This is a genomic window from Halomonas sp. TA22, from assembly GCF_013009075.1.
GTDB lineage: Bacteria > Pseudomonadota > Gammaproteobacteria > Pseudomonadales > Halomonadaceae > TA22.
The window spans coordinates 1,406,906-1,432,296 of record NZ_CP053108.1; the positions used below are offsets into that span (position 1 = coordinate 1,406,906).

Sequence of the window (25,391 nt, forward strand, 5' to 3'; positions counted from 1 at the left end):
GCGGGCTTTTTCATGATGCGTTGTCGTCAGCGCTGGGCGGTATCTCTCCCAGCACCTCCGGGATGGTCTGGCGCACGTAGCGCCCCGGAGCGGGCTCGATAGGTTTGAGCTCACCCTCGCCAGGCACCCGGGCAGCAACCCTCTTGCCAGGGTCGATCACCCCGATGTCGGTCATCCACGCCTGCCAGTTCGGCCACCACGAACCTTCGTGAAAGCTTGCCCCCTCGAGCCAGGCATCGGGATCGTCCGGCAGTTCGTCATTGGTCCAGTAGCCGTACTTGTTCTTGGCAGGCGGATTGACGATGCCCGCAATGTGCCCCGAGCCGCCCAGCACGAAGGTTACCGGCCCCTTGGGCAGTTGTGTACCGCCATAGGAGCTCTTCCACTTGGCGATATGGTCGTCCCGGGCGGAGACAAAATAGCTCGGCGTGGAGATCTTGCGCAGGTCGATCTTGACGCCATCGAGCTCGATTCCACCAGGCTCGATCAGCCGGTTCTCCAGATACATGTGGCGCAGATACCAGGCATGCGTGCCGGCAGGCAGATTGGTGCCATCGCTGTTCCAGTAGAGCAGATCGAATGCCGCCGGCTGTTCGCCCTTGAGATAATTGCTGATATAGAACGACCAGAACAGGTCGTTCTCGCGCAGCAGATTGAAGGAGTAGGCCATCACCCGGCCATCCATGTAGCCATCGGCCTCGAGCTGACGCTCGATCCCCGATAGCGCCGATTCGCTGAGAAACACGCCGATCTCGCCGGGATCGCGAAAATCCTGCAGCGCCGCCATATAGGAGACCGAACGCACCTTACGGGCGCGCCGCGTGCTGGTGAGATAGGCCACCGTGGACGCAGCCAGGGTACCGCCAATGCAGTAGCTGTGCAGATTGACCGACTTCTCGCCGCACGCCTTCTCGATGGCGTCCATCGCCTCGATAGGGCCCATCTGCATGTAATCCGCCCAGGTCAGGTCGCGCTGCTCGGGCCCCGGATTGCGCCAGGAGATTAGAAACACGGTGTGACCCTGCTCGACCAGCCACTTGACCATCGAGTTGTCTTCACGAAGGTCGAGTATGTAGTACTTGTTGATCCAGGGCGGCACGATCAACAGCGGGGTCTTGTAGACCGTCTCGGTTGTCGGGTAGTACTGGATCAGCTGTATCAGTTCGTTTTCAAAGATTACCTCGCCTGGGGTCACGGCCACGTTCTCGCCGATGCTAAAGGCGCTGCGATCGGTCATGGTGACGTTGATACCCTCGGCGGAGTTGGCGAGATCCTTCTTCAATCGCGCCAGACCATCGATGAGATTCTGACCCTTGCTCTCCATCGTGAGGCGCATCACCTCGGGGTTGGTGGTCACGTAGTTGGAGGGCGACATGGCGCTGATCAACTGGCGCGTATAGAACACCAGATTGCGCTTCTCCTGCTCGGGAAGGCCTTGAATATCGGCAACCTGCTCTTCTACCATGCGCGAAAACAACAAGTACTGTTGCAGCACCGCCTGGTAGAAAGGCTCGTCACGCCAGGCATCGTCCTTGAAGCGCCGATCGTGACGAGGCGGCTCGATCAAGGGGTCGACCGGCTCACCGGAGAAGGCGCGCAGATTGTACTGCCAGAGACGCATCTGATCCTGAGCGAAGCGCCACTGCAGAGCATAGAGCGCCTGGGGGTCCTGGGCCAGCGTCTCGAGAGCGGCGCGAAAGCTTTCACGCATATCGTTCTGGATGGTCTTGCCCGACTCACTGGGCATCATGCGATCCATCATCTCCCGCATGAGCACCTGATACTCCTGGCCGATGAGTTCGAGTTGCTTGCGCCACTCCTCCATGTCGGCCTGCGATAGCTGTTCGAACCCCGACTGCATCGTTCATCCCTCTATGCATTACCCAAGCGTGGACATGGCGAAGCGTTACGTCTCACCACGTTTGCCCACTCAACGAAGCTGGATGGCGGCATGGCCACCCTCCGGGTTCGCTATCAGGTACTCTTCTTGGAAGCTTGGCTAGTCGCCTTGGCCGATTGGCTGGCAGTGTCGGCAGCAGCGCTACCGGCCTGCTCGGCGCTACTGCGCACCTGCTCGGAGACCTTTTCACCCGCTTCGGTGAACAGCTTCTCCATGTCGCTTCTGAACTGCATGCTCAGCTCGGCCATGGCCCGGGCGTCCTCTAGCATCTGCTTGGACATCTCGTTCATGATCTCTGCCTGGCGCGTGCTGAAGTCTCGCATGTCCTCGGCGCTCTTGATCTCGCCGGCATCGCGCAGGCGCTCGGTGCCCAGCTGGCTGTAGCGCTTCATGGATTGAAGCTGATATTCGGTCATCTTCTCCATGTTATCGAGCATCACAGTGTTGAGCTTGCGCATCGGCTCGAAGAAGCCGCGGGTCTGCTCGGTGAAGGTGGTGAACATCTTGTTGTCTTGCATGATAATCCTCCTGGATTCCAACCATCACGACGGTTCTCGTCGATAGCGATAACCGTGCGTACACGAGTTACGCTCATCCCTATACGACTACCGATTCCTTTTTGGGTAACGCATGCCGCCTAGAGAGCCCCATGCTGCACCGCAAAAAGCGTAGCCGGCCTGCTCTTGCCTTGCAACACAATGCCACCTGCAACGCCCATCAACTGACCGAGATCAAGCAATGGCATGCCGCGCAAAACGGTCAGCTTCGCTTGGCACGGGACGAGGCACTGGCACGCGGTCGCGAGGCGGACTTGCCGCTTTCTTGCGAGTCCGCCGGCTCCTCGTTCCGCTTCGCCGAACTCTCATCATTGTCGCGCCCACGGGTGTTGTCTGAGCGCGATGGACTGCCTGCCTGGCGCAGCATGTCCAGCATCATCTGCTGATAGGTGCCGAAGTTGGCAAGCCCCTGCGCCATCCCCTCTTTCATGAAGGGCTGCTGCAGGGTATCCCTGAAGAACGGTTGTTGCAGGAAGGGTTGAAGTAGGCTCATGGGGTCGTAGCCCTCGACTCCCGCCTCCATTTGCTGCTGGATGCGGGACATGAGATCGCGCTGGAAGGCTTCCACGTCGGGCAAGCCCATCGACTGGCGAAATTCCTGCGGGGTGAGATCGAATTCGACGTTGATTTTCATGGCGTGACTCGACGGCTAGTTGTCTTTATGAGTCTAGCAGCGTGGCGGTCTGCCCACAGGACAGCCTCCACTCACTCAACTTACGCCGCCAACACCGCCGTTTCAACGCAATTGTGGCGTCTCGACTCGAACATCGAGATTCTGCGCCCGATGACGCAAGAGGTGATCCATCAAGGTGAGTGCCATCATCGCCTCGGCGATCGGTGTGGCGCGGATGCCGACACAGGGATCATGACGACCCTTGGTGATGACTTCCATGGGATTGCCATGTACATCGATGGAACGCCCCGGCGTGGTGATGCTCGAGGTGGGCTTGAGCGCCAGATGGGCGATCAGCGGCTGACCCGAGGAGATGCCACCCAGCACCCCGCCAGCATGGTTGGAGAGAAAGCCTTGCGGAGTCATCTCGTCACGATGCTCGCTGCCACGCTGCGCTACACAGGCGAAGCCGTCACCGATCTCTACCCCCTTCACGGCATTGATGCTCATCAACCCATGCGCCAGCTCGGCATCGAGACGATCGAAGACAGGCTCGCCCAAGCCCACGGGGACGCCTTCGGCAATGACGGTTATTCTTGCCCCCACCGAGTCCTGATCGCGCCGCAATTGATCCATGTAAGCTTCGAGTTCGGGCACCTTGTCGAGGTCGGGGCAGAAGAAGGCATTCTCCTGCACCGCCGACCAGCTCTTGAACTCGATGGCAATTGGCCCGAGCTGGCTCATGTAGCCACGCACCGTGACCCCCAGGCTCGCCAGGTACTTTTTGGCGATGGCACCCGCCGCCACCCGCATCGCCGTCTCGCGGGCGCTGGAGCGACCACCGCCACGATAGTCGCGCACGCCATACTTGTGGTGGTAGGTATAATCGGCGTGGGCCGGACGAAACTGCTCCTTGATCCTGGAGTAGTCGTTGGAGCGCTGATCGGTGTTCTCGATCAGAAGCCCGATCGAGGTGCCCGTGGTGACGCCTTCGAAGACCCCGGAAAGGATGCGAACCTGGTCCGGTTCACGGCGCTGGGTGGTGTGACGCGAGGTTCCTGGACGACGCCGATCGAGATCCGCCTGCAGGTCGGCCTCGCAGAGCTCGAGTCCCGGCGGACAACCGTCAACGATGGCGCCAAGCGCGGGGCCATGGCTCTCGCCGAAGGTGGTAACGGTGAACAGCTTGCCGAAGGTGTTGCCGGACATGGGGGTTCCTCGGGACTCTTGAAGACTATGAATGGCGCTATATGGCTATTGAATGGCTCGCTCTTGAACGACGCTAGGCGAATGACGGCGCATAGGTGTCGAGTTCATGCGCGGTCAACACGAATACCCCCTGGCCGCCACGCTCGAACTCCAGCCACAGAAAAGGCACTTCGGGGAAGGCCGATTCGAGATGCCGGTCGGAGTTGCCGACCTCGACGATCAGCACGCCCTCGTCAGTCAGGTAGCTACGCGCCTCGCGCAGGATGCGCCGTACGATATCCAGGCCATCCTCTCCCGCACCAAGCGCCAGCGCCGGTTCATGGCAGAATTCCTTGGGCATGGCGGCCAAATCGCGGGCATCGACATAGGGGGGGTTGGAGACGATCAGATCGTAACGCTGACCGGCGACCCCACTGAAGACGTCGGAGTGGACTGCACGCACCCGGGCGCCGACATCATGGCGACTGATGTTGGCCCGCGCCACCTCGAGCGCCTCGATGCTGATATCCGCCAGATCGACCTCGCAGGTGGGCAGATGAAGCGACGTGGCGATGCCGATGCACCCCGAGCCGGTGCACAGGTCCAGCACGCGCGCCGGGGGTTCCTCGGGGAACCAGGCGCCGAAGCCCTGCTCGACCAGCTCGGCGATCGGCGAGCGAGGAATCAGCACTCGCTCGTCGACATCGAAGGCGAAACCGGCAAAGAAGCTCTCGCCAAGCAGGTAAGGCAGTGGCCGGCGCGTCTCGATGCGGGCACGCACCAGTGCCACGATACGCTCACGCTCCTGCGGCAGCAGGCGCGCCTCGATCACCGAGGGGTCGACATCCCAGGGCAGGTGCACCGCCCCAAGCGTCAGCGCCACCGCTTCGTCCCAGGCGGAGTCGGTGCCATGGCTGAAGCTCAGACCGTGAGCGTTGAACTCGGACGTCGCCCAGCGCAGGCAGTCGCGCAGGGTGATGAGACCGGCGCTGATGTCGCGGTCGGAGAGCGTCAGGGTCGAAACGGCATCAAGTCCCGGTGCCGGCACGTTATCAAGTGTGGAAGCGGCCACGAGGCATCCTATTGCAGATGGTGGAGGTATCCAAGGAGAGGGATTGTACCCCCAGCAGGACGCGGTTCACAGTCAACCGCAAGCCGTTATACTGATAGGCTCGCCAAGTGGCGTAAACGACAGGATGGGAGTAGGGCTTCATGCGCCGACGCCGCGGCCAACCGGATGACGAGGAGATTTCCGCCTTTCGCCAGGCGCTGGCCGACGCGGGTGTGCGACCCCTCTCATCCAATCGCGCCGACCCCGGCAAGCCTCGCCAGGCGGGCCGCGACGACACGCTGGCCCGGCGGCGCGCCGCCGCGGTCGCTACCGATACCCAACAGCTCTCGAGCCGGCTCTCGGATGGACGTGTCGAGGCGGTCAACCCCTCCCAGAGCCTCGACTTTGCCGTGGTCGACCTCCCTTATCGCACTCATGCTCAGCTCAAGCGCGGCCAGATCGCCTGGGAGGCGGGACTGGACCTTCACGGTTATAGCATCGACGAGGCGCGCGACGAGCTCGAAGGCTTTCTGTGCGAAGCGATCAAGGAGCGCATGCGTTGCGTGCTGGTGGTGCACGGCAAGGCTCGCTCCAGCGTGCATGGCGGCCTGAGCCAGTACCCGCTGATCAAGAGTCACGTCAATGCCTGGCTGCGCGAGTGGCCAAGCGTGCTGGCGTTCTGCTCGGCCCGCGAACTCGATGGCGGTACCGGCGCGGTCTACGTGCTGCTGCGCCGACGCGGCGAGGCGCTGTAGTCACTCATCGCCCATCACACGCTCCTAGCTCGCCTCTTCCTGCCGCCACGCCACGATGGCATCCGCGACCGTCGCCACCGCGGCGGGCTCCAGATGCAGATGGTGCCCGCCCGGCACTATTCGGCGTTCGAGCCCCCTAAGTGCGCTTCTGGCAAGCTCGGCGTCCTCCCGCTCCCCGAGGATACCCTCTCGGCCCTCGATCAACAGCGTTGGAGTCTCGATCGCCATCAAAATGCCCAGGGCCTGCTGGGGGCAGAAGCGCACCAGCGAGGGACGCAGCAGTCTAGCGTCAGTGCGCAGTCGAACGTGACCATCGGCGAGCGTCTCTACATTGCGCCTGACAATGGGCTCTGCCGTCACCGCATCAAGCGGCGTGACCCCGCCAGCCACGCGTGCGGCCACCGCCATCTCGATATCGGCATAGCGTGGCGATGGCGAGACGCGCCGACGATGCCCAAGCAGACCCTTGCGCAACTGTTCGGCACCCTTCTCGGCCGGTGTCGTCAACATCCCCACGCCATCGATCAGCATCATGCGCTCGACCCGCTCGGGCAGCGCCGCGGCCAGCAGACAAGAGACCGCCGCCCCCATGGAGTGAGCAAGCAGCGGGGCGGACGTCAGCGCAAGCCCGTCAAGCACGTCGAGTACGTCATGGCAGTAATCCCAGAGGGCATAGTCGGTGCCCGGTGGATGCCTGTTCGACTCACCGTGGCCGGCGAAGTCGATCGCCACCAGGCGTATGCCCAGCCGATCGACCAGCAGCGGCGCCAGGCGCGTGAAGCTGGCAGCGTTGTCCAGCCAGCCATGCAGCGCCAGCCACACAGGAGCGCTCTCCTCTCCCCAGGCCAGTCCTGCCAGCCTGCCGCTGCCCAGGCGCAGTTGCTTGGGTTCGTTCATGAGTGCGTTTCCAACAAGGCATCAAGGGTGGTTAGCAGCGTCTGGCGCGCGCTATCGGGATACTCCATGGGGAACATGTGGCCGCCGGGCACGACCTCGACACGCACGCCGTGCCGCTGCAGCCGCTGACGCCTGCGCGCCGTGATTAGATCCGACTCGGCACCCGCCAGCAGCGCCAGCGGTACCTCCAGGCGTGCCGGTAGTCCATGCAGATGATCGGGCAAATGCCTAAATATCTCCACTTCGATCCGAGGGTCGAAGATCAGTTGGACCCGGCCATCCGCCAGGGTTTGCGTACCGCCCTCGACATAGTCCCGCAAGGCCTCGTCGGTAAAGCGTCGGAACAGGCCACGGCGGCGGAGATAGTCACCCATGGCCTCATGGCTCGTCCAGGTCGCGCGCCGCCCACGGGTTCTGCCGGCCGGGGTGACGCGATCGGCGAAGCCGAAGCGCTTGGCAAGCTTCATGGCCCAGGCATCCAACCCCAGCATCAGCGGCGGATCGAGCAGCACCACACAGCGAAAGCGCTGGGGAGCGGCCTGGGCGGCCATCGCCATGAGCACGCCGCCCATCGAATGGCCGACACCAATGACCGGCTTCTCACATGCCTCCAGCTGCTCGAGCAGCTCCTCCTGCAAGTGTTGCCAGTTGTGGCTTACCGGATAGTCGGGATGGTGCCCCAATCGCTCCAGTGGCATGACCTCGAAGCGGCTCTGCAGGGGGGCCAGAAAGCTGCGGTAGCTGGCGCCGGTAAAGCCGTTGGCGTGGGCGAATACCAGCCGATCATGTGTGGGAAGGGTGGGCATGGAGCGTGTTCCTGAGCTGGGTCGTGTCCGTCGATGGTCATAGCAGGCTAACGTGTTTACCATTGTCTACCAACGCTCATTGTATGCGCTCTCTTTTCAAACGCCCGTTCGACTTTAATCGCACACTTAATCGGAGCCTTCGTGACCCAGCCTCGTCCCCCTCGCGACACGCGCCTGCGCAATCGCCTGTTCTTCGCTACCGTCATCGTTGCCGTGCTTGTCGGCTTGTGGCTGGCCCGCTAGAGAGACACCAATGACCGCGTTCGACATCCTCTTCGGCACACTCGAGGTGACACTGCCAGTGTTTGCCATGGTCTTCATTGGCCTTGTGTTGAAGCGCATCGGCTGGATCGATCAAGCCTTCATCTCTACCGCCTCGAGCCTGGTCTTCAAGGCCACCATGCCGACACTGCTGTTTCTCAGCATCATCAACGCCGATCTCGATAATGCCCTGCAGCCTGATCTGATCGGCTACTTTCTGACCTTCTCGATGTTCAGCTTCGCCATCGCCTGGGGGTGGGCCTGCTGGCGTTGTCCGCTCCTCGAGCGCGGCGTCTTCGTTCAGGCCGCGTTTCGCGGCAACTGCGGCGTGGTCGGCCTGGCGCTGGCCGCCAGCATGTACGGTAATTATGGACTTTCGCTGGGCGGCATCATGGCCGGCAGCATCATCGTGCTCTACAACATTCTCTCCTCCATCATCCTCTCACTCTACAGTCCGACGGCGCGCTCGGACATTCCCTCGCTATTGAAGGACATCCTTCGCAATCCATTGATCATCAGCGTGCTGGCCGCGCTTCCCATCGCGGCACTGCAATTCTCGCTGCCCGCCTGGTTGATGACCTCCGGCGAGTACTTCGCCTCGCTCTCCCTGCCGTTGGCCCTCATCTGCATCGGTGGCACGCTCACCATCGCCTCGCTGCGCGATGGGCGCCATCTGGCGGTGGATGCCGGCCTCTGGAAGATCGCCTGGATGCCGGCCCTTGGCACGTTCGGTGCCGCCCTGCTCGGTTTCAGGGGGCCGGAGCTGGGAATCCTGTTTCTGTTCCTGGCAAGCCCCACCGCCGCGGTCGCCTTCGTCATGGCCAAGTCGGCCGGGGCCAATGAACGCCTTACGGCCAGCATCATCGTCCTGACCACCTTCGGCTCCATGCTGACCATCAGCCTGGGCATCTTCTTGCTGCAGTGGCTGGCGTTGACCTAAGCCAACCTGCTCCAAGCAAAGAGGCGGCCAGATGGCCGCCTCTTTTGCTGTAGTGACGCCTCGCGCTACCCTTCGCGCTTGCCATCCACCAGGCGTGACACGCCCCATGGATTGCCGTCCCTGAGCGGCTCGGGCAGCAGCCCTTCCGGCAGCGACTGGTAGCACACCGGACGCAGGAAACGGTGGATCGCCGCGCTGCCCACCGAGGTGGTGCGCGCATCCGAGGTCGCCGGGTAAGGGCCGCCGTGGACCATGGCGTGACATACTTCGACGCCGGTCGGCCAGCCATTGGCGAGAATGCGCCCGGCCTTGCGCTCGAGCGTCGGCATCAGGGCCTTGGCCGCTTCCAGATCGCCATCGTCCATCTGCAGGGTAATGGTGAGCTGACCTTCGAGCTCGGTGGCGACGCGCTTGACCTCGTCCAGGTCGGCACACTCGATCACCAGCGAGCTTGAGCCGAACACCTCCTCCTGCAGTTCGGCCTCAGCGAGAAAGTCGGCCGCGCGGGTTGCAAATAGCCCGGTCTGGCACTGGTTGGGCGTCTCACCGACCTGGCCGCGCGCCACCTCCTTCACCTTGGCGCTGCTCGAGAGACGACCCACGCCCTGCTCGTAGGCGCCATGGATGCCGGGGGTGAGCATGGTCTGGGCAGCACTTTGCTTGACCGCCGCCCCGGAGGCGTTGATGAAGGCGTCGAGCTCGGGCCCCTTCACGGCAATCACCAAGCCTGGGTTGGTACAGAACTGCCCGGCGCCCATGTTGAGCGAGGCGACGAAGCCTTCGACGAGCTGTTCGCCACGTGACTTGAGCGCCTCGGGCATCAAAAACACCGGGTTGATCGAGCTCATCTCGGCATAGACCGGGATCGGCTGGGGGCGGGCCTGGGCGGTCCTCATCAGCGCGGTGCCGCCACTGCGTGAGCCGGTGAAGCCCACCGCCTGGATGCGCGGATCGCTGACCAGCGCCTGGCCGATGTCGTTGCCCGAGCCGAACAGCAGCGAGAATACACCTTCTGGCAACCCGCACTTCTCGACGGCCTTCTGCACCGCACGCCCGACCAGCTCCGAGGTGCCGGGGTGGGCGGAGTGGCCCTTGACGATCACCGGGCAGCCGGCGGCCAGTGCCGAGGCAGTATCGCCGCCCGCCACCGAGAAGGCGAGCGGGAAGTTGCTGGCACCGAACACCGCGACCGGGCCCAGGCCGATGTGGCGCTGGCGCAGGTCGGCGCGGGGCAGCGGCTGACGATCGGGCATCGCCGGATCGATGCGCACGTCGAGCCACTCGCCTGCGCGCACCACCGAGGCGAACAGCCGCAGCTGGCCGCAGGTACGCCCGCGTTCGCCCTCCAGGCGTGCCTGGGGCAGGCCGGATTCGGCCATGGCGCGCTCGATCAGCTCATCGCCGATCGCCTCGATCTCGCTGGCGATGGTTTCGAGAAACGTCGCGCGCGCCTCGAGGGAGGTCTCACGATAGGTGGCAAACGCCGCCTCGGCCAGTTCGCAGGCACGTTCGACCTCGCCCTGGGTGCCGCCCAGGTAGGTGGGTTCAAGCGTTTCGCCGGTGGCCGGATTGATGGCATTGATTGGCTTGGAACTGCCGCTGACGGCCGATTGGCCGATGAGTAGCTTGCCTTCCAGTGTCATGGTGACTCCTGTCGTTCGCGTCGTTGAAGCGCTGGAATGATGAATGCTGCCTGCTGGTCTCGACGAGCGGTGTCAGGCCTCCTGATACTTCGCATACATGTTCCTGGCGCGATTGAGATGCTGAAACATCATCTCGCGTGCCGCCTCGGGATCACGGGCGAGAATCGCCTCGAGAATATAGGTGTGCTCCTCCTCGACCCGGGCGAGATACTTGTCCGTGGCTGCCGTATTGATCTCGATGCTCATCAGCTTGGCACGCGGGATGACGGCCTGGCTCAACTGCTCGTAGAACACCTTGAAGAACGGATTCTTGGTCGCTGCCGCAATAGCATAGTGAAAATCATAGTCTTCGATACGCGCCTGGGATTTCTCGTTGCGCGCCTTGATGAAGGCGGCGTGCTTCGCCTCGAGCAGGCCGCGATCCGCCTCGTCGTGGCGCTGTGCCGCCAGTTCCGCTGCTGCCGGCTCGATGTTCAGGCGCAGCTCGAGCACATGCAGGATATCCTCGACGGTCGTGGGGCTGATGCGTTCGGCCGGCATCGCCTCGATGGAAGCGGAGCGCAGCACCGTGGTACCCACTCCGCGGCGCGTCTCGACCAGGCCGAGCGACTTCAGGTGCGTGATCGCCTCGCGAATCACGGTACGGCTGACACCGAACGAATCGCAGAGACTGTTCTCGGTAGGCAATTTCTGCCCCACCGGCACTTTCCCCTGGGTGATCAGCGACTCGAGTTGATCGGCCACATGCACGGACAGGCTGCCCTGCTGAGCAACCTTGCGCAGATTTAGTCCGGCAATGCCGCTTGCCATAGTCATTCCTCTGTTCATGAATTGGACGCCGCCCACAAAAATATGATGTTATACTACTATAGCAGCAATCACCGGCAACTACCGAACCAGCGCCGGCCGCTTAGGATCGAACATCCAGCCGTCGATCAAATACTGCATGGACATGGCATCGTTGCGCTGGGTCACGTCGAGACTCTTGAAGAGGCGGTGAGCCTCGATCAGCTTGTCTTCGTCCAATTCCACGCCAAGCCCCGGCGCCGACGGCACCTTGAGCTTGCCATCGCGAATCTGGAACGGGTTCTTGGTGATCCGCTGCCCATCCTGCCATATCCAGTGAGTATCGATGGCCGTGATCTCTCCCGGGCATGCCGCAGCGACATGGGTCATCATGGCCAAGGAGATGTCGAAGTGATTGTTGCTATGCGATCCCCAGGTCATGCCCCACTCATGGCACAGCTCGCCTACCATCACCGCCCCCTGCATGGTCCAGAAGTGGCAATCGGCCAGGGGGATGTCGATGGCATTGAGTTGAACGGCATACTGAAGTTGCTTGAAATCGGTGGCTATCATGTTGGTGGCCGTGGGCAGGCCGGTGCGTTTCTTGAACTCTGCCATGGTCTCACGCCCCGAGTAGCTCTCCTCCTGCCCGCAGGGATCCTCGGCGTAGCTGAGCAGGTGCTTGATCGGCTCCAGCACCCGAACTGCCTCGTCGAGCTTCCAGGCACCGTTAGGATCCAGGGTCAGGCGCGCTTCGGGGAAGGCCTCGTGCAGCGCGCGAATACAGTCCGCCTCTTCCTCGCCACGCAACACGCCGCCCTTGAGCTTGAAATCCTTGAAGCCGTAACGCTCGTAAGCCGCCTTGGCCAGGTTGGTCACGGCATCGGGCGTTAGTGCCTCTCGGCAGCGCACCTCATCCCAGGTATCCTGGGGATCGGTGGCACGGGGATAGGGAAGATCCGTCTTGTCGGGATCGCCCAGCAGGAAAAGGTAGCCCAGCGCCTCGACCTCGTCGCGCTGGCGGCCGTACTGACCCAGCAGGTCGGCCACCGGCAGCTGTATCGCCTGGCCATAGAGATCCAGCAGCGCCGACTCAATCCCAGTAATGACATGGACCGCCACGCGAAGGTCGTAGGTCTGGCGTCCGCGCTCTTCATGGCCATTACGGGCCAGCACCTGACGTGAGTTATTGAGGGTTTGCTTGATGTCATTGACCCGGGAGCCTTCCACCAGCGTCCGGCACTGCTCGAGCCCCTTCAAGATACCTTCGCTCGAGGGTATTTCGCCGACGCCTTTGTTACCAGCATCGTCCTCGAAAATCACAACACAGCGAATGAACCAAGGGGCATGACCGCCGCTGAGGTTGAGAAGAAAACTGTCGTAACCAGCAACGGGTACCACACGCATACTTTTGATCTTGGGAAACATATCTCTTCTTCCTGGCCATCTAGTTATTACATAAATTCACAAAGTCAAACAGGCTCAAGTCACCGGAGCCGGATTGAATAGCACCAGATCATTGTGGATACCCAGCCTGTCAGCCGCTGCCTGCTGCCTGCCACTCGCCACCTCGAGTATCAAGTGAAACAGCTCCCACCCCATGTCTTCTATCGAGGCTTGTCCGGAGGCGATACGTCCAGCATCTAGGTCAATCAAGTCGTGCCAACGCCGAGCAAGAGCTGTGTTGGATGCGACTTTGAGCACGGGCACCATCGACAGACCATAGGGAGTCCCCCTGCCAGTAGTGAACACATGAAGGTTCATCCCGGCGGCTAGCTGCAAGGTGCCACAAATGAAATCGCTTGCCGGTGTCGCTACAAAGGTTAATCCTCTGCGGCGTAGCCGCTCGCCGGGGCCAATGACATCGACGATAGGAGATGTGCCGGACTTGATAACCGACCCCAAAGCCTTCTCAAGGACATTACTTAGTCCACCACGCTTATTTCCTGGTGAAGGATTAGCACTGCGGTCCGCTTGCCCCTGAGAAAGATAGTCGTCGTACCACTGCATTTGCTCGATAAGGGCGTTCCCTACCTCTTCGTTTAACGCCCGTGGTGTGAGCAAGTGAATAGCATCGCGAACCTCGGTTACCTCCGAGAACATAACGCTACCACCAGCACGCACGATCAAGTCGGTTGCATACCCAACAGCAGGGTTTGCCGTCACACCTGAGAAAGCATCACTGCCTCCACATTGCATACCCACCACTAACTCTGAAGCAGGGCACGTTTCTCGCTGACGACGGTTCAAGCGCTCCAGATGGCGTTCAGCCATGGCCATGATGCCGCCGACCATATCTCCGAAGCCTTGGAAGGAGTCGTCTTGCAGGCTCAACACGTTGGCATCGGCATCCGCCGCCTGGGTATTCTCATAGATCCTTACTGGCTGATCATCGACCAAAGTCGAAGGTGGTAATTTTTCACAACCAAGACCGATAACCATCAATTCATTTCCGAAATTCGGATTGTGCGTGATGTTCTTCAATGTCCGAATAGGCACGATGGCAGCCGGTGCATTGATGGCTACACCGCAACCATAAGTGTGGTTGAGGCCTATGACATCATCCACATTGGGAAAGCGTGGCAACAACTCACGCCTGATCCGTTCCACCACGTAATTGACGATACCGGCAACACACTGAACACTGGTAGTAATTCCTAGTACATTCCGCGTACCAACGCTGTCATCTGGATTACGAAACCCCTCAAAGGTATAGCCCTTGAGCGTTGCCGGCTCAGGCACAGGACGCGCCGCGAAAGGTAAGCTCTGAAGAGACGGAGCCATCGGCAATCGCACGTTGTGCTCGTTGACATGATCCCCGCGCGAGATCGCGCTCACCGCTGTGCCAATCACCTCTCCGTAGCGAAAAATGTTTTCGCCGGTGGCGATATCGGCAAGAGACACCTTATGACCTTGCGGTATTGTCGTCCTGACAACCAGCCCATCATCCAGTGCAGTGCCTTCTGGCAGCCCCCCCGCCTCCACCACAATAGCGACATTATCATCGGGATGTATTTTAATGATTCTCGATCTCGACTTCATCATCGTTTCACGCCCCATGTATTATAATTAAACTATCAGCAACCCTTGCTTATTGCATCAATTCAATCCCAGCACCGATCAAAATCAATAATAATTTATATATAAAAATTTTCATATTAACACAATGCTAGACACTACTAAGAAACGCTAAGAACCATATATAATTCCCCCTAACACCAAAGAAAGGCACACGGCGATCGAAAAAACACTACAGCACCTAGAAAAGTGATTGCTTCATTGTCATATGGCTGGCGTCTTAACTCTTCCATCTGTAAAGAAACTTTTTAAATTTTGCAAAACAAGACTCTCCATATCCCTCCGAGTCTCGACGGTACCACTAGCCATATGCGGAGACAGAACGACGTTGTCCACATTTATAAGCGCCTCTGGAACATGTGGCTCATCGGTAAATACATCCAACCCAGCCCCACGTATACGGCGATTACGTAGCGACTTGATGAGTGCCTCCTGATCTACAACGAAGCCTCGAGACACATTGATTAGGTAGCCGTCCGGGCCAAGTGCTTCGAGGACGGATCCGGAAATCAGGTTTTTTGTACTGGGATTACCGGCTACGGTCACGACTAGAAAATCACACCAACTGGCCAAGCCCTCTATCCTTGCTTCGAAACGATAAGGACTGCCCTTGATAGGGTTCCGGCTAGAGTAGCCAATCTCCATATCGAATCCTTGAGCTCGCTTTGCGACTAGGGCACCAATTTCACCGAGACCCACGATGCCCAAACGCTTCCCACTTACGCGAGTTGTCAACGGATACCGGTCTTTCAGCCATTTCCCCCCACGGACGTAGCGATCTGCTGCACTCACCTCTCGTGCCACATCGAGGAGAAGAGCAAACGCCATGTCGGCGACACAGTCACTTAGCATGCCAAAACTACCGCTGACTTGAACACCACGTTGTCGCGCGTTTTCAAGATCGATTTTATCCATTCCGACACCTCGACAGGAAATGACCTGAAGGTTAGGTAGAGCGCTCACCAGGTCGTTTGGTACACCAACTGGTGCAGCTGTCGCTATTCCATCTATGGATGCCGCGTGCTCTTTCAAGAACGCCTCAGGGTTTGATTCATCCCACCACTGGTAAATGGTAAAGGATTCAGCCAACTCACTATCCAGCTTGGGAGAAAGCGGGCACAACTGAAGCACCTTATATTTCATGACACGCCCCTTATATTAAAGAATTAATCTTGTATAAAATCAATCATTAAAATTATACCGGCACACTGCCACGCCTTATTTTCTTAAAGTTACGCACAGCCGTGACAACTATCACACCTAGAGCTATTGCCAAGATGACACCGGAAATAGGTTCAGTTATAAAGGGTGTAAAGTCGCCCTGCGTTCTCATTAGTCCTCGCCGCAAATTGACCTCTATAATTGGACCGAGGATGAAACCCAGCAACAAGGGAGTGATAGGCATTGAAGCCTTTTTCATAAGCCATCCCAAAACTCCAAACGCCAGCATGCAGCCCACATCGAACAGACGGTTATTGATCCCATAAGAGCCTATGACACACAGCGTCATTATCACTGGCAGGAGAATATGCTTTGGCACCGACAGGACACGGACAAACCCACGCATGAAGGCGAACATTGCAATCAGCATAACGATATTAGCAATCACGAGTGCCGTAAAAATTCCATATACCAGCATTCCATGTGTCTCAAACAGCATCGGGCCCGGGGTGATGCCATGAATCATGAACCCTGCCAACAAAATTGCAGCTGTGTTATCCCCCGGAATACCGAGCGTCATCAACGGAACCAATGCCCCACCCGTCGATGCATTATTTGATGACTCACTAGCTACTATGCCATCCGTAATACCAGTACCAAACTTATCGGGTTGTTTTGAATATTTTTTTGCCGCGCCGTAGGCCAGAATATTGCAGACTGCTCCGCCCAAACCTGGCAGGATGCCGATGCCTGTGCCGATTAGTGATGATCGCAACCAGTTCACGGAATGCGACATACCGCCGCGTAAGGAAAAGCCCATTTGACGCAAGCTGTAGCTTCTAGCGTGAAATGGCTCATGCCTTTGTCTGGACTCAGCTTCCTCGAGTATTTGTGCTACTGCAAACAACCCAATAAGAGCAGGCAAGAGGGCAATACCGCCATCGAGCTGGGAAAAACCAAAGGTGAGTCGAGGGTAAGCCGTAACTGGGGCCATACCTACAAAGGAAACGACTAGTCCTAGCCCTGCTGATGCCATACCACGTGTCAGAGAATCACCACTAAGGCCTGCCACTAACGTCAAGGAGAACAAGGCAATGGCAAAGTACTCATAAGGCCCGAATCTGAGGGCAACTTCAGCAAGTACTGGCGAGATACTGAAAAGCACAGCGAGACTGAATACTCCGCCAAAGAAGGAACAGAGAATTGAGACCGATAATGCCCTTCCAGCTTCCCCCCGGGCGGCCATGGGGTAACCGTCGAAAGTTGTCGCTATCGCCGCTGGTGACCCCGGAATGTTCAACAGTATTGCCGATATGAATCCACCTGATGTTCCACCAATATAAAGGCCCATAAGTAACGACAGACCATCGATAGGGGTCATCACAAAAGTAACCGGCAGAAATAATGCCACCCCCATAGTGACGGTGAGGCCAGGAATTGAGCCAATGACGATCCCAAGAACTGTGCCACCAACAATGAAAAAAATGGTTTGAAATGTTAAAACAGACAGGATTGCATCAATAATCATCGTGACTCTCCTATCCCAGGATTCCTGTCGGAAGGCTGATATCAAAAAGATGAACGAATAAATAGTAGGATATTAATGCCGCGAGCACCGAAACCAAGACGAACAGAAAGTGCCGCCGCCTCTCTCCCTTGACCAATATCTGTATCTGAACGAATACGTAAACAGCAGAAGCCAGAAGAAAACCTATTTTATCTAGGAACAACAGGTAACCCAACATCAGGACGATGCTCATCATGACGGCCGGAATTCCACCAAATATCACCCTTTCCGCCCCCTCGACTTCTACTGTTAGTCCTATTGAGGGTTCAACCACCTGCTGCCACAATGGTGCACTCACCATTAACAGTCCCACAATCAGGAACAGTAACGCAGTCAACAGGGGCATAAAATCCGCACCAACGCCAATAGAGGCAAAGTCTTTAATATTTTTACTGGCCCAAAACAATGCTCCTGACAATGCCAGTAATAGGCACCCTGTTATCACGTCACGCTGTTGCTGACCTTTTCCGATAAACATGACAAGCACTCCTTAACAAATCCACCACGGCGCCCCTTGCTTTTTTAGAGCGCCGTGATCATGATCAATGATTATTTAAGAAGAACTCTTGATACTGAAGCATTTCTTCGTACTGTTGCTCAGCGTATTGTGTAGCGGCCTCGGGGTCCATATAAGTAGGATAGAGGTAATGGGTTGCTGCCTCTTCTTGATATTCAGGGTTCTCTATTACCTTCTCAACTGCCGAAGAAAACTTCTCTACGACAGATATCGGCGTATCCTTCGGCATGGCGAAATAGAAGAATTTATTGAATTCGAGTGGGTACCCTTGTTCCTCTGCAGTAGGGACATCTTCAAACATCGGATTTCTCTGCGTGGACAGAAGACCAAGATTGATAAAGTCGCCAGACTCAAAATAATCCTTTACCAGGCCATACTGGACGTTGATCAAATCAGTGTGCCCACCCCTTAAGGCGACAATTTTGGCGGCATTACCGCCCACATCAACAAGATTAAGTTCGACATCGAGTTCTTGTTCAAGGGCCACCCCTATAAGATGAGGGTACCCCCCTGTCATCATGCCAAACTCAATGTTACCCGGGTTTTCTTGGGCATATTCGACCAACTCATCCATGGTCGTATATGGTGCGCTTTTGTGGGTAGCTAGCACGGTTGTGTCATCCACAATAGCGGTGGCCACCATCTGAAAAGTCTCGAGACCGAAGTCAACCAGACCAGCCAGCTTGGGCACCATCCCCTCACCATGAAAGAAAAGCACGGTATGGCCGTCAGGCTGTGATTCCATCACGCGGCGCATGCCGACGGTACCGCCACCACCGCCAACATTTACGATTACCATTGAGGTATCAAGTTCTTCTTCTAAGTATTTAGAAAATACTCTTGCATTCAGATCTGTATCACCACCAGGATTCACCGGAACAATCACTTGGATGGGCTTGCCAGGATAATTATCATCAGCAAGTACTGCCTGTAAAAAACCAAAAGTGGCTGAGGCCACAGAGAGTGCGATAATTGTCTTTTTCATATGTCACCTCATGAGCTGGTCGTTTGGATTATAGCTATTTTACTTTCTCAATTAGCGCTTCGAGCATCTGATACTCTTCGCGCTTCGGCATTTCCAGTGGCGCTCTTACGTCGCCCGCCGGCCTGCCGATGATTGCCGCACCGGCCTTGATCAGGCTGACGGCATAGCCCGCCTTGTGGTCTCGCAGGTCCACAAAAGGGATGAAGAAATCATTGGTGATCTGTTTAACTATCGCGCTGTCGCCGTTGCGCAGCGCCTTGTAGAACTTCACTGCCATTTCCGGCACGAAGTTGAATACGGCGGAGGAGTAGGTATTGACGCCTATCGAGAGATAGGCTTCTGCGAATATTTCGGCAGTGGGAACACCGCCTACGTATACCAGCCGATCTCCCACCGTCTTGATGATGGTATTGAGTGCCTGCATGTCACCCTTTCCATCCTTCAAGCCAATCAGGTTGGGGCAGCTGTCGGCCAGCTTCTGGACCGACTCGGCATTCATGATGCCGTTGCCACGGTTGTAATAGATGACGTTGAGTTCGGTTGCCTCGCAGATCTGAGCGGCATACTCGACCAGACCATCCTGCGGACATTCTGTCAGATAGGGCGGCATCAGCAGGATGCCGTCGGCACCAGCTTCCTGAGCCGCCTGCGCGAACGCCTTGCCCGTTTCGACACTAAGGCCGGCACTGGCGATCACCGGCATCCTGCCGTCCACGGCCTGAACCGCCACACTGACAATCTCGCGATACTCATCGAGTGTGAGATTGAAGAACTCCCCCGTACCACCGGCAACGAAGACTGCAGATATCTCGTGGCTGACGAACCACTCGAGACGTCGGCGATAGCTTTCGCTATCGAACTTGCCATCCTGATCGAAGTCGGTGATAGGGAAGGAGAGCAGCCCATCGCCAATCGCCTTTACTACCGCATCTCTTGAAAATTTCACGCTGATTCCTCTTGCCAGTGCCGCCGCCAAACGGCCACCTGCGCCGTCGTAAAATGGGAAGATCGAAGCTCTTGACCTCTATGTAATACATCATACAAATAACAAACTAAGAGGCAGAGAGAATGAGGGCAAGCGCCCTATGGTAAATTTTGACCAAAGTAGAATAATCAAGCGCTAGCGAATCTACTCGCCATCACTCGTTCCGCAGGCCGCCGGGAGCCAGCAAAGCAATGAATCTTATTGAAGTTTTTCTCGGCACTCTGGAAGTGACGCTGCCGGTGTTTGCCATGGTCTTTATTGGTATCGCACTCAAGCGAGCCGGCTGGATCGATCAGGCCTTCATTGCGACCGCCTCGTCACTGGTGTTCAGGGCAACCATGCCGACCTTGATCTTCCTGAGCATCATCAAGGCCGATCTGAGCGTGGCCTTCAACCCGCGTCTGCTGGGTTTCTTTACCTTGGCAACACTGATGACTTTTTTCATGGCTTGGTGCTGGGCGGCCTGGCGGGTGCCCTATGAGGATCGTGGCGTATACGTTCAGGGGTCGTTTCGGGGCAATGGCGGAATTGTCGGCCTGGCATTGGCGGCGAGCATGTATGGAACGGCGGGACTCTCGGCGGCGGGTCTACTGATTGGTGTGGTCATCCTCAGCTACAACGTTCTGTCGGTCATCGTGCTGTCGGCCTATCAACCGGGTCAGCGTACAAACTGGCGCAGCATCATCGCGCATATCGTTCATAATCCCTTGATCCTTTCGGTACTCGTCGCCCTACCCCTGGCACTATTGAGTATCACGCTACCGGGCTGGGTCATGACATCGGGAGAGTACTTTGCCTCGCTCACGCTGCCGCTGGCGCTGATCTGCATAGGCGCAACCCTGTCGATAAGCGCGCTACGCAATGACAATGGTAGCGCCATGAGCGCCAGCCTGATGAAGATGGTATTTCTGCCGCTGGCGGCCACCGCGCTCGCCTGGCTGGTGGGGTTCTCCGGGCCGGAGCTGGGATTGTTGTTCCTGTTCTTCGCAAGCCCTAGTGCGGCGGCCAGCTTCGTCATGGTCAAGGCGATGGGGGGCAACGCCAAGCTTGCGGCCAACATCATCGCCATCAGCACCCTGATGGCCAGCGTGACCGTGACCGCCGGCGTATTCCTGCTTCAGGTACTGTCGCTCATCTAGTTCATTCGCCCTGATGGCCTGAGACGTCACGACACCATTCGCTTGATCGTACCTTCAGCCAAGCGAGCCTGGCGTCTGGAACTCACGCAGCGTGGCGCACCCCGGTGCCCATACTTCCGCCTCGAGCCTGGCAATCGCCGCCGTGGGAAAGCCGATGCCGTGAGCGCGCTCCCCCTCGGTCAGGCGCGACGTCATGACACCGACCCAGGGCATATGGCTGACCAGCAGCATCGGTGTCTGTGTGGCTTGGCCCTGCAACCACTCGATGGCCGTCTCGATGGCATCGTCGGGGGTGATGCAATCGAGCGTCGTGACCGGAGTGCCCAGGCGCCTAGCGATAATGGCCGCGGTCTGTTGCGCCCGGCGATAGGGGCTCGCCACGACCCGGGGAACGTTCAAGTGGTCAAGCTGACAGGCAAGCCACTGCGCCATGCGCGCCACCTCCTGACGGCCTCGCTCGGTCAGCTCCCGTTCATGGTCAGGAAAGCCGGGCGCGGCCTCGCCGTGACGCATGATCCATAATAGATCACTCATCCCTTTTCTCCTCGCGCCGATGCTCGCGTTTGACCTCCTCGCGTGACAGGGTGAACTCGACATCGCTGCTCTGCTCGCCCTGCATCAGCATCCTGGCCATCTCGCGTGCCGGCACGCCATTGAACAGTACTTGGTAGAGACCTTCGGCAAGCGGCATGTAGACGCCGTCGGCGCGTGCCTTGTCACGCACGAGGCGGACGGTATTGACCCCTTCGGCGACCTGGCCAAGCGCGGCGACCGCCTCGTCGAGTGTGCGCCCCTCCCCCAGCGCGAAGCCGACCCGGTAGTTGCGCGACAAGTTCGACGAGCAGGTCACGATCAAGTCGCCTACCCCGGACAAGCCGAGGAAGGTCATGGGATTAGCCCCCTGGGCGACGGCGAAGCGACTCATCTCGGCCAGGGCTCGGGTCATGAGCATGCTGCGGGTGTTCTCCCCCATGCCCAGTGCCGCCGCCATGCCAGCGGCAATCGCATAGATATTCTTCAGCGAGCCACCAAGCTCAACGCCGTAACGGTCATTGCTGGCATAGACGCGAAAGTAGTCGCAGCCGAGTGCCGTCTGGACTCTCGCGCGCGTGATCGGGTCATCACTGGCGATCACGGTGGCTGTCAGTTGCTTCTGGGCAACCTCGGAGGCCAGGTTGGGGCCGGAGAGCACCCCGACATGAGGAAAGCCCGTCTCCTCCTCGAGGATCTCGCTCATCATCTTGAAGCCCTCCTCCTGGATCCCCTTGGTGGTACTGACCAGGATCTGCTCGGGCTTGAGATAGGGGCGCGCCTGTCGCACCACTTCACGAAATGCCTTGGAGGGGATGGCCACCAGGACCAGCTCGGCGCCATCAAGCACGTGTTGCAGCTGCGCTGAGGCCATCACCGCTGGATTGATGGCGTAATCGGGTAGGTAGCGACTGTTGCGATGGTCACGGTTGATTTCGTCGGCCAGCACTTCATCGCGCATCCATTGCCGAACCTCAGCGCCGTTGTCGGCGGCGATGCTGGCAAGGGCGGTGCCGAAACTTCCTCCACCGAGCACTGCGACCCTCGAGCGGTTATCGGTCATGATCAATCCGTTGGCAGAAATGAGAGGGGTATTGTAACGAAAAGAAGGGAGCTCGAAATGCCTCCCTTCGTGTTGCCGCCCTGTCCGGTCTGGGCGTTAAAGCGTCTTGATCGCAGCGACCATCTCCCCGATCACCTTCTGACCATCGCCGTAGACCATGCGTGTGTTATCGAGATAGAACAGATGATTCTCCACCCCGGAGAAGCCAGCCCCCTGCCCACGCTTGACCACCAGTACACTCCTGGCCTCATCGACGTTGAGTACCGGCATGCCGTACAGCGGGCTTTGCGGGTCATGCTTGGCCACCGGATTGACCACATCGTTGGCGCCAATCACCAGCACCACGTCGGTGGTGTCGAAGTCACTGTTGATCTCATCGAGATCCTCGATCAGATCATAGGGAACGCCCGCTTCGGCTAACAGCACGTTCATATGTCCCGGCATGCGCCCGGCCACCGGATGAATGGCGAAGCGCACTTCGACACCGCGCTCCTGAAGCAGCTCGACCATCTCCCAGACCTTATGCTGGGCTTGGGCCACTGCCAGGCCATACCCGGGCACGATGATCACGCGGTCGGCATACGCCAGCTGTATGGCGGCGTCCATCGGACCGACATCCTTGATACTGCCCTCGATTTCGCTTGCCTCACCCTGCACCGTGCCGAACTGCTTGAACAGAATGCTGGCCAGCGAGCGGTTCATGGCCTTAGCCATCAACAGGGTGAGCAGACTTCCGGCAGCGCCCACCACCGTCCCGGCAATGATCATTGCCGCGTTGTGCAGCACGAACCCCTCCATGGCGACGGCCAGGCCGGTCAGGGCATTGAACAGGGAAATGATCACCGGCATGTCGGCGCCACCGATAGGAAGCGCCACCAGCACACCCAGCACCAGTGCCAGAATGAAGAACAACAGCAACACGAAAGCGCCCGGCGTTGCCGAGGCCACCCAGGCGCCGAGCAGTAGTGTGACCAACAGTACCGCCAGGGTAATGCGTTGTTGATTGGCGTAGCGCACGGCCGTGTTGAGTCGGCCGTCGAGCTTGGCCCAGGCAATGACCGACCCGGTGAACGCCACACTACCGATCAACGCACCGGCAACCCCCAGCCATAACGCCAAAGGCCCATGCACCTGAGCGAGTAGCGGGTCGTTGGCCACCCGCATCAACTCCACCGCCGCAATACCACCGGCCGCGCCACCGCCCATGCCGTTGTAGATAGCGATCATCTGCGGCATGTCGGTCATTGCGATACGTTTGGCGCTCCACCATGCCACCCCGCCGCCCAGTAGCAGTGCCAGGAGCATCAGGGCATACTGCCCACGAATATCGGGATGCAGGAAGGTCACCACCGTGGCGAGGATCATGCCGTAGCCGGCCCAGATCACCCCCTCGCGCGCCGTTGTTGGATGCGACATGCGCTTCAATCCCAGGATGAACAGCACTGCCGTGGCGAAATAGCTGGTTTCGATCAGTGCACTCATGGCTTGCCCTCCTCGGCGCTGGCCTTGGGCTTGTCGGCCGCACCACCTCGCTTATCCTTGTCGGAGCCCTTGAACATCTCGAGCATGCGCTCGGTGACGAAATACCCTCCTACGGCATTGCCGGCGCCCAATACCACGGCAATGAAACCAATCAGCTGCTGGCCAGCGGTTTCCGCCTGGCCCAGCGCCACCATGGCACCGACCACCACGATGCCGTGAACGAAGTTGGAGCCCGACATCAGCGGCGTATGCAGAATGACAGGAACTCGGGAGATGACTTCATAACCGACGAAAGCGGCCAGCATGACGATATAGAGTGCAGCGAGTCCTTCGATCATGAGGCGTCCTCCATCCGGGTACGCAATGATTCGTTGACCACCTGACCATCACGTGTCAGACACATAGGCCCGATCACGGCATCGTTGAAATCGAGCTTGAGCTCCCCTTCCGAAATGAAGGGCGAGAGCAGGTTGAATAAATTATGGGCGTACATTTCGCTGGCATGCACGGCCAATCGTGACGCCACATCAAGAGGACCGATAATCCGCACTCCCTGGTGCTCGATTGTCTCGCCGGGCTGCGTCAGCTCACAGTTACCGCCCCCTTCGGCGGCCAGATCGATAATCACCGCGCCGGGCCTCATGCGCTCGACCATCTCCTGAGTAATGATCCTGGGTGAAACGCGACCGGGAATCGCTGCCGTGGAAATCACCGCATGCGCCTGAGCCAGATGTTTGGCCAGGGCTTCAGCCTGAGTGGCCTTCTCCTCCTCGGTTAATTCGCGAGCGTAGCCACCCTCGCCGGAGGCATCGACGCCGGTTTCGATCATTTTGGCGCCCAAGGAGGCTACTTGCTCGCGAGCGGCGGCACGGATGTCATAGGCCTCCACCTGCGCACCCAACCGCCTGGCTGTGGCAATCGCCTGCAACCCGGCAACACCGGCCCCGATCACCACGACCTTGGCGGGACGTACGGTGCCGGCGGCTGTGGTCAGCATGGGAAAGAAGACCGAGGCATTCTCGGCGGCCTGAAGCGCCGCGTGATAGCCGGCCACCGCCGCCTGAGAAGAGAGCGCATCCATGCTTTGTGCCCGCGAGATGCGTGGAACCAGCTCCATGGCCAGCGCCGTGATTCGCTTGCGGCGAAACGCCTCGACCTGGGCGAGGTGGTTGTGGGCTGACAGCAGCCCCACCACAAGACAGCCATCGGGAAGCGCCTCGATCGCCTCCAGTCTCGGGACGCGTACGCTTAGCAGTGCGTCGACCATAGCCCATGCCTGGTCGCGCGAAGTCACCTTCAAGGGATCGGCGTATGCGCTATCGGGAAAGTGGGACCCTTCCCCGGCGCCCTGCGCAATGATGACGTCACAACCGGCCCGGGCAAAACGAACGGCCGTTGCCGGGTCGAGCGCTACGCGGCGCTCTCCGACCTGCTCCTCCTTCGGGACCACGATTCTCAACATGAGCTGCGATTCCTTGTGCTCTAC

General features: G+C 58.8%; 24 protein-coding genes. 3 read left to right on the top strand and 21 right to left on the bottom strand.

Translation table 11 applies throughout. The features are described 5' to 3' along the window. Positions 1–10: 10 nt before the first annotated feature. From phaC to prmB, 5 genes are all read right to left on the bottom strand, one after another. The gene (gene phaC / locus HJD22_RS06540) at positions 11–1,861 is read right to left on the bottom strand and encodes a class I poly(R)-hydroxyalkanoic acid synthase (protein ID WP_208655080.1); all 1,851 of its coding nucleotides are present in this window, start codon (positions 1,859–1,861) and stop codon (positions 11–13) included. Between the two features lie 113 nt (positions 1,862–1,974). Then, the gene (locus HJD22_RS06545) at positions 1,975–2,418 is read right to left on the bottom strand and encodes a phasin family protein (RefSeq protein WP_208655079.1); all 444 of its coding nucleotides are present in this window, start codon (positions 2,416–2,418) and stop codon (positions 1,975–1,977) included. A gap of 241 nt (positions 2,419–2,659) precedes the next feature. Further along, complete coding sequence (locus HJD22_RS06550) at positions 2,660–3,091, bottom strand: hypothetical protein (protein ID WP_208655078.1); 432 nt, start codon at positions 3,089–3,091, stop codon at positions 2,660–2,662. Between the two features lie 102 nt (positions 3,092–3,193). Continuing rightward, positions 3,194–4,279 carry a chorismate synthase gene (gene aroC / locus HJD22_RS06555; protein ID WP_208655077.1) on the bottom strand — a complete coding sequence of 362 codons (1,086 nt, stop codon included), beginning with the start codon at positions 4,277–4,279 and terminating at the stop codon, positions 3,194–3,196. A gap of 73 nt (positions 4,280–4,352) precedes the next feature. Beyond that, complete coding sequence (prmB, locus tag HJD22_RS06560; protein ID WP_248730141.1) at positions 4,353–5,330, bottom strand: 50S ribosomal protein L3 N(5)-glutamine methyltransferase; 978 nt, start codon at positions 5,328–5,330, stop codon at positions 4,353–4,355. A gap of 140 nt (positions 5,331–5,470) precedes the next feature. Between prmB and HJD22_RS06565 the strand changes: the two genes are divergently transcribed. Beyond that, complete coding sequence (locus HJD22_RS06565; RefSeq protein ID WP_208655076.1) at positions 5,471–6,064, top strand: Smr/MutS family protein; 594 nt, start codon at positions 5,471–5,473, stop codon at positions 6,062–6,064. Between the two features lie 24 nt (positions 6,065–6,088). On the opposite strand, the gene HJD22_RS06570 is transcribed toward HJD22_RS06565, so the two are convergent. Beyond that, a complete protein-coding gene (locus HJD22_RS06570; protein WP_208655075.1) occupies positions 6,089–6,961 on the bottom strand; it encodes an alpha/beta fold hydrolase in 873 nt (290 codons plus the stop codon). Further along, positions 6,958–7,767: an alpha/beta fold hydrolase gene (locus tag HJD22_RS06575; RefSeq protein ID WP_208655074.1), complete on the bottom strand. Its 810-nt coding sequence runs from the start codon at positions 7,765–7,767 to the stop codon at positions 6,958–6,960. Before HJD22_RS06575 ends, HJD22_RS06570 begins: the two co-directional genes overlap by 4 nt. A 253-nt stretch (positions 7,768–8,020) precedes the next feature. Here HJD22_RS06575 and HJD22_RS06580 point away from each other — a divergent pair, with 253 nt between their 5' ends. After that, positions 8,021–8,968 (top strand): AEC family transporter, encoded by a 948-nt coding sequence (locus HJD22_RS06580; protein ID WP_208655073.1) that lies wholly within the window; start codon positions 8,021–8,023, stop codon positions 8,966–8,968. A gap of 65 nt (positions 8,969–9,033) precedes the next feature. On the opposite strand, the gene HJD22_RS06585 is transcribed toward HJD22_RS06580, so the two are convergent. From HJD22_RS06585 to kdgD, 9 genes are all read right to left on the bottom strand, one after another. Further along, complete coding sequence (locus HJD22_RS06585; RefSeq protein WP_208655072.1) at positions 9,034–10,611, bottom strand: aldehyde dehydrogenase (NADP(+)); 1,578 nt, start codon at positions 10,609–10,611, stop codon at positions 9,034–9,036. Between the two features lie 72 nt (positions 10,612–10,683). Then, entirely contained in the window at positions 10,684–11,427 is a 744-nt protein-coding gene (locus tag HJD22_RS06590; protein WP_248730142.1) for a FadR/GntR family transcriptional regulator, read from the bottom strand. 72 nt (positions 11,428–11,499) lie between these two features. Then, positions 11,500–12,825 (bottom strand): enolase C-terminal domain-like protein, encoded by a 1,326-nt coding sequence (locus HJD22_RS06595; protein ID WP_208655070.1) that lies wholly within the window; start codon positions 12,823–12,825, stop codon positions 11,500–11,502. A 54-nt stretch (positions 12,826–12,879) separates the two neighbouring features. Then, positions 12,880–14,442, bottom strand: a complete 1,563-nt coding sequence (gene garD, locus HJD22_RS06600) for a galactarate dehydratase (RefSeq protein ID WP_208655069.1) — start codon at positions 14,440–14,442, stop codon at positions 12,880–12,882. A gap of 237 nt (positions 14,443–14,679) precedes the next feature. Then, the gene (locus HJD22_RS06605; RefSeq protein WP_208655068.1) at positions 14,680–15,618 is read right to left on the bottom strand and encodes a 2-hydroxyacid dehydrogenase; all 939 of its coding nucleotides are present in this window, start codon (positions 15,616–15,618) and stop codon (positions 14,680–14,682) included. Between the two features lie 52 nt (positions 15,619–15,670). Continuing rightward, a complete protein-coding gene (locus HJD22_RS06610) occupies positions 15,671–17,164 on the bottom strand; it encodes a tripartite tricarboxylate transporter permease (protein WP_208655067.1) in 1,494 nt (497 codons plus the stop codon). A gap of 10 nt (positions 17,165–17,174) precedes the next feature. Then, positions 17,175–17,681: a tripartite tricarboxylate transporter TctB family protein gene (locus tag HJD22_RS06615; RefSeq protein ID WP_208655066.1), complete on the bottom strand. Its 507-nt coding sequence runs from the start codon at positions 17,679–17,681 to the stop codon at positions 17,175–17,177. 64 nt (positions 17,682–17,745) lie between these two features. Beyond that, complete coding sequence (locus tag HJD22_RS06620; protein ID WP_208655065.1) at positions 17,746–18,705, bottom strand: tripartite tricarboxylate transporter substrate binding protein; 960 nt, start codon at positions 18,703–18,705, stop codon at positions 17,746–17,748. Between the two features lie 34 nt (positions 18,706–18,739). Beyond that, entirely contained in the window at positions 18,740–19,651 is a 912-nt protein-coding gene (gene kdgD, locus HJD22_RS06625) for a 5-dehydro-4-deoxyglucarate dehydratase (RefSeq protein WP_208655064.1), read from the bottom strand. Between the two features lie 230 nt (positions 19,652–19,881). Between kdgD and HJD22_RS06630 the strand changes: the two genes are divergently transcribed. Further along, positions 19,882–20,829, top strand: coding sequence for an AEC family transporter (locus tag HJD22_RS06630; RefSeq protein ID WP_208655063.1), 948 nt, complete (start codon positions 19,882–19,884; stop codon positions 20,827–20,829). Between the two features lie 54 nt (positions 20,830–20,883). On the opposite strand, the gene sixA is transcribed toward HJD22_RS06630, so the two are convergent. The 5 genes from sixA to HJD22_RS06655 form a co-directional block, all read right to left on the bottom strand. Continuing rightward, positions 20,884–21,363, bottom strand: coding sequence for a phosphohistidine phosphatase SixA (sixA, locus tag HJD22_RS06635; protein WP_208655062.1), 480 nt, complete (start codon positions 21,361–21,363; stop codon positions 20,884–20,886). Further along, positions 21,356–22,423 carry an NAD(P)H-dependent glycerol-3-phosphate dehydrogenase gene (locus tag HJD22_RS06640; protein ID WP_208655061.1) on the bottom strand — a complete coding sequence of 356 codons (1,068 nt, stop codon included), beginning with the start codon at positions 22,421–22,423 and terminating at the stop codon, positions 21,356–21,358. The genes sixA and HJD22_RS06640 overlap by 8 nt, the downstream gene beginning before the upstream one ends. Positions 22,424–22,519: 96 nt before the next feature. Then, a complete protein-coding gene (locus HJD22_RS06645) occupies positions 22,520–23,905 on the bottom strand; it encodes an NAD(P)(+) transhydrogenase (Re/Si-specific) subunit beta (protein WP_208655060.1) in 1,386 nt (461 codons plus the stop codon). Continuing rightward, positions 23,902–24,243: an NAD(P) transhydrogenase subunit alpha gene (locus HJD22_RS06650; protein WP_208655059.1), complete on the bottom strand. Its 342-nt coding sequence runs from the start codon at positions 24,241–24,243 to the stop codon at positions 23,902–23,904. Before HJD22_RS06650 ends, HJD22_RS06645 begins: the two co-directional genes overlap by 4 nt. Next, positions 24,240–25,367: an NAD(P) transhydrogenase subunit alpha gene (locus HJD22_RS06655; RefSeq protein ID WP_208655058.1), complete on the bottom strand. Its 1,128-nt coding sequence runs from the start codon at positions 25,365–25,367 to the stop codon at positions 24,240–24,242. Before HJD22_RS06655 ends, HJD22_RS06650 begins: the two co-directional genes overlap by 4 nt. Positions 25,368–25,391 lie beyond the last annotated feature (24 nt).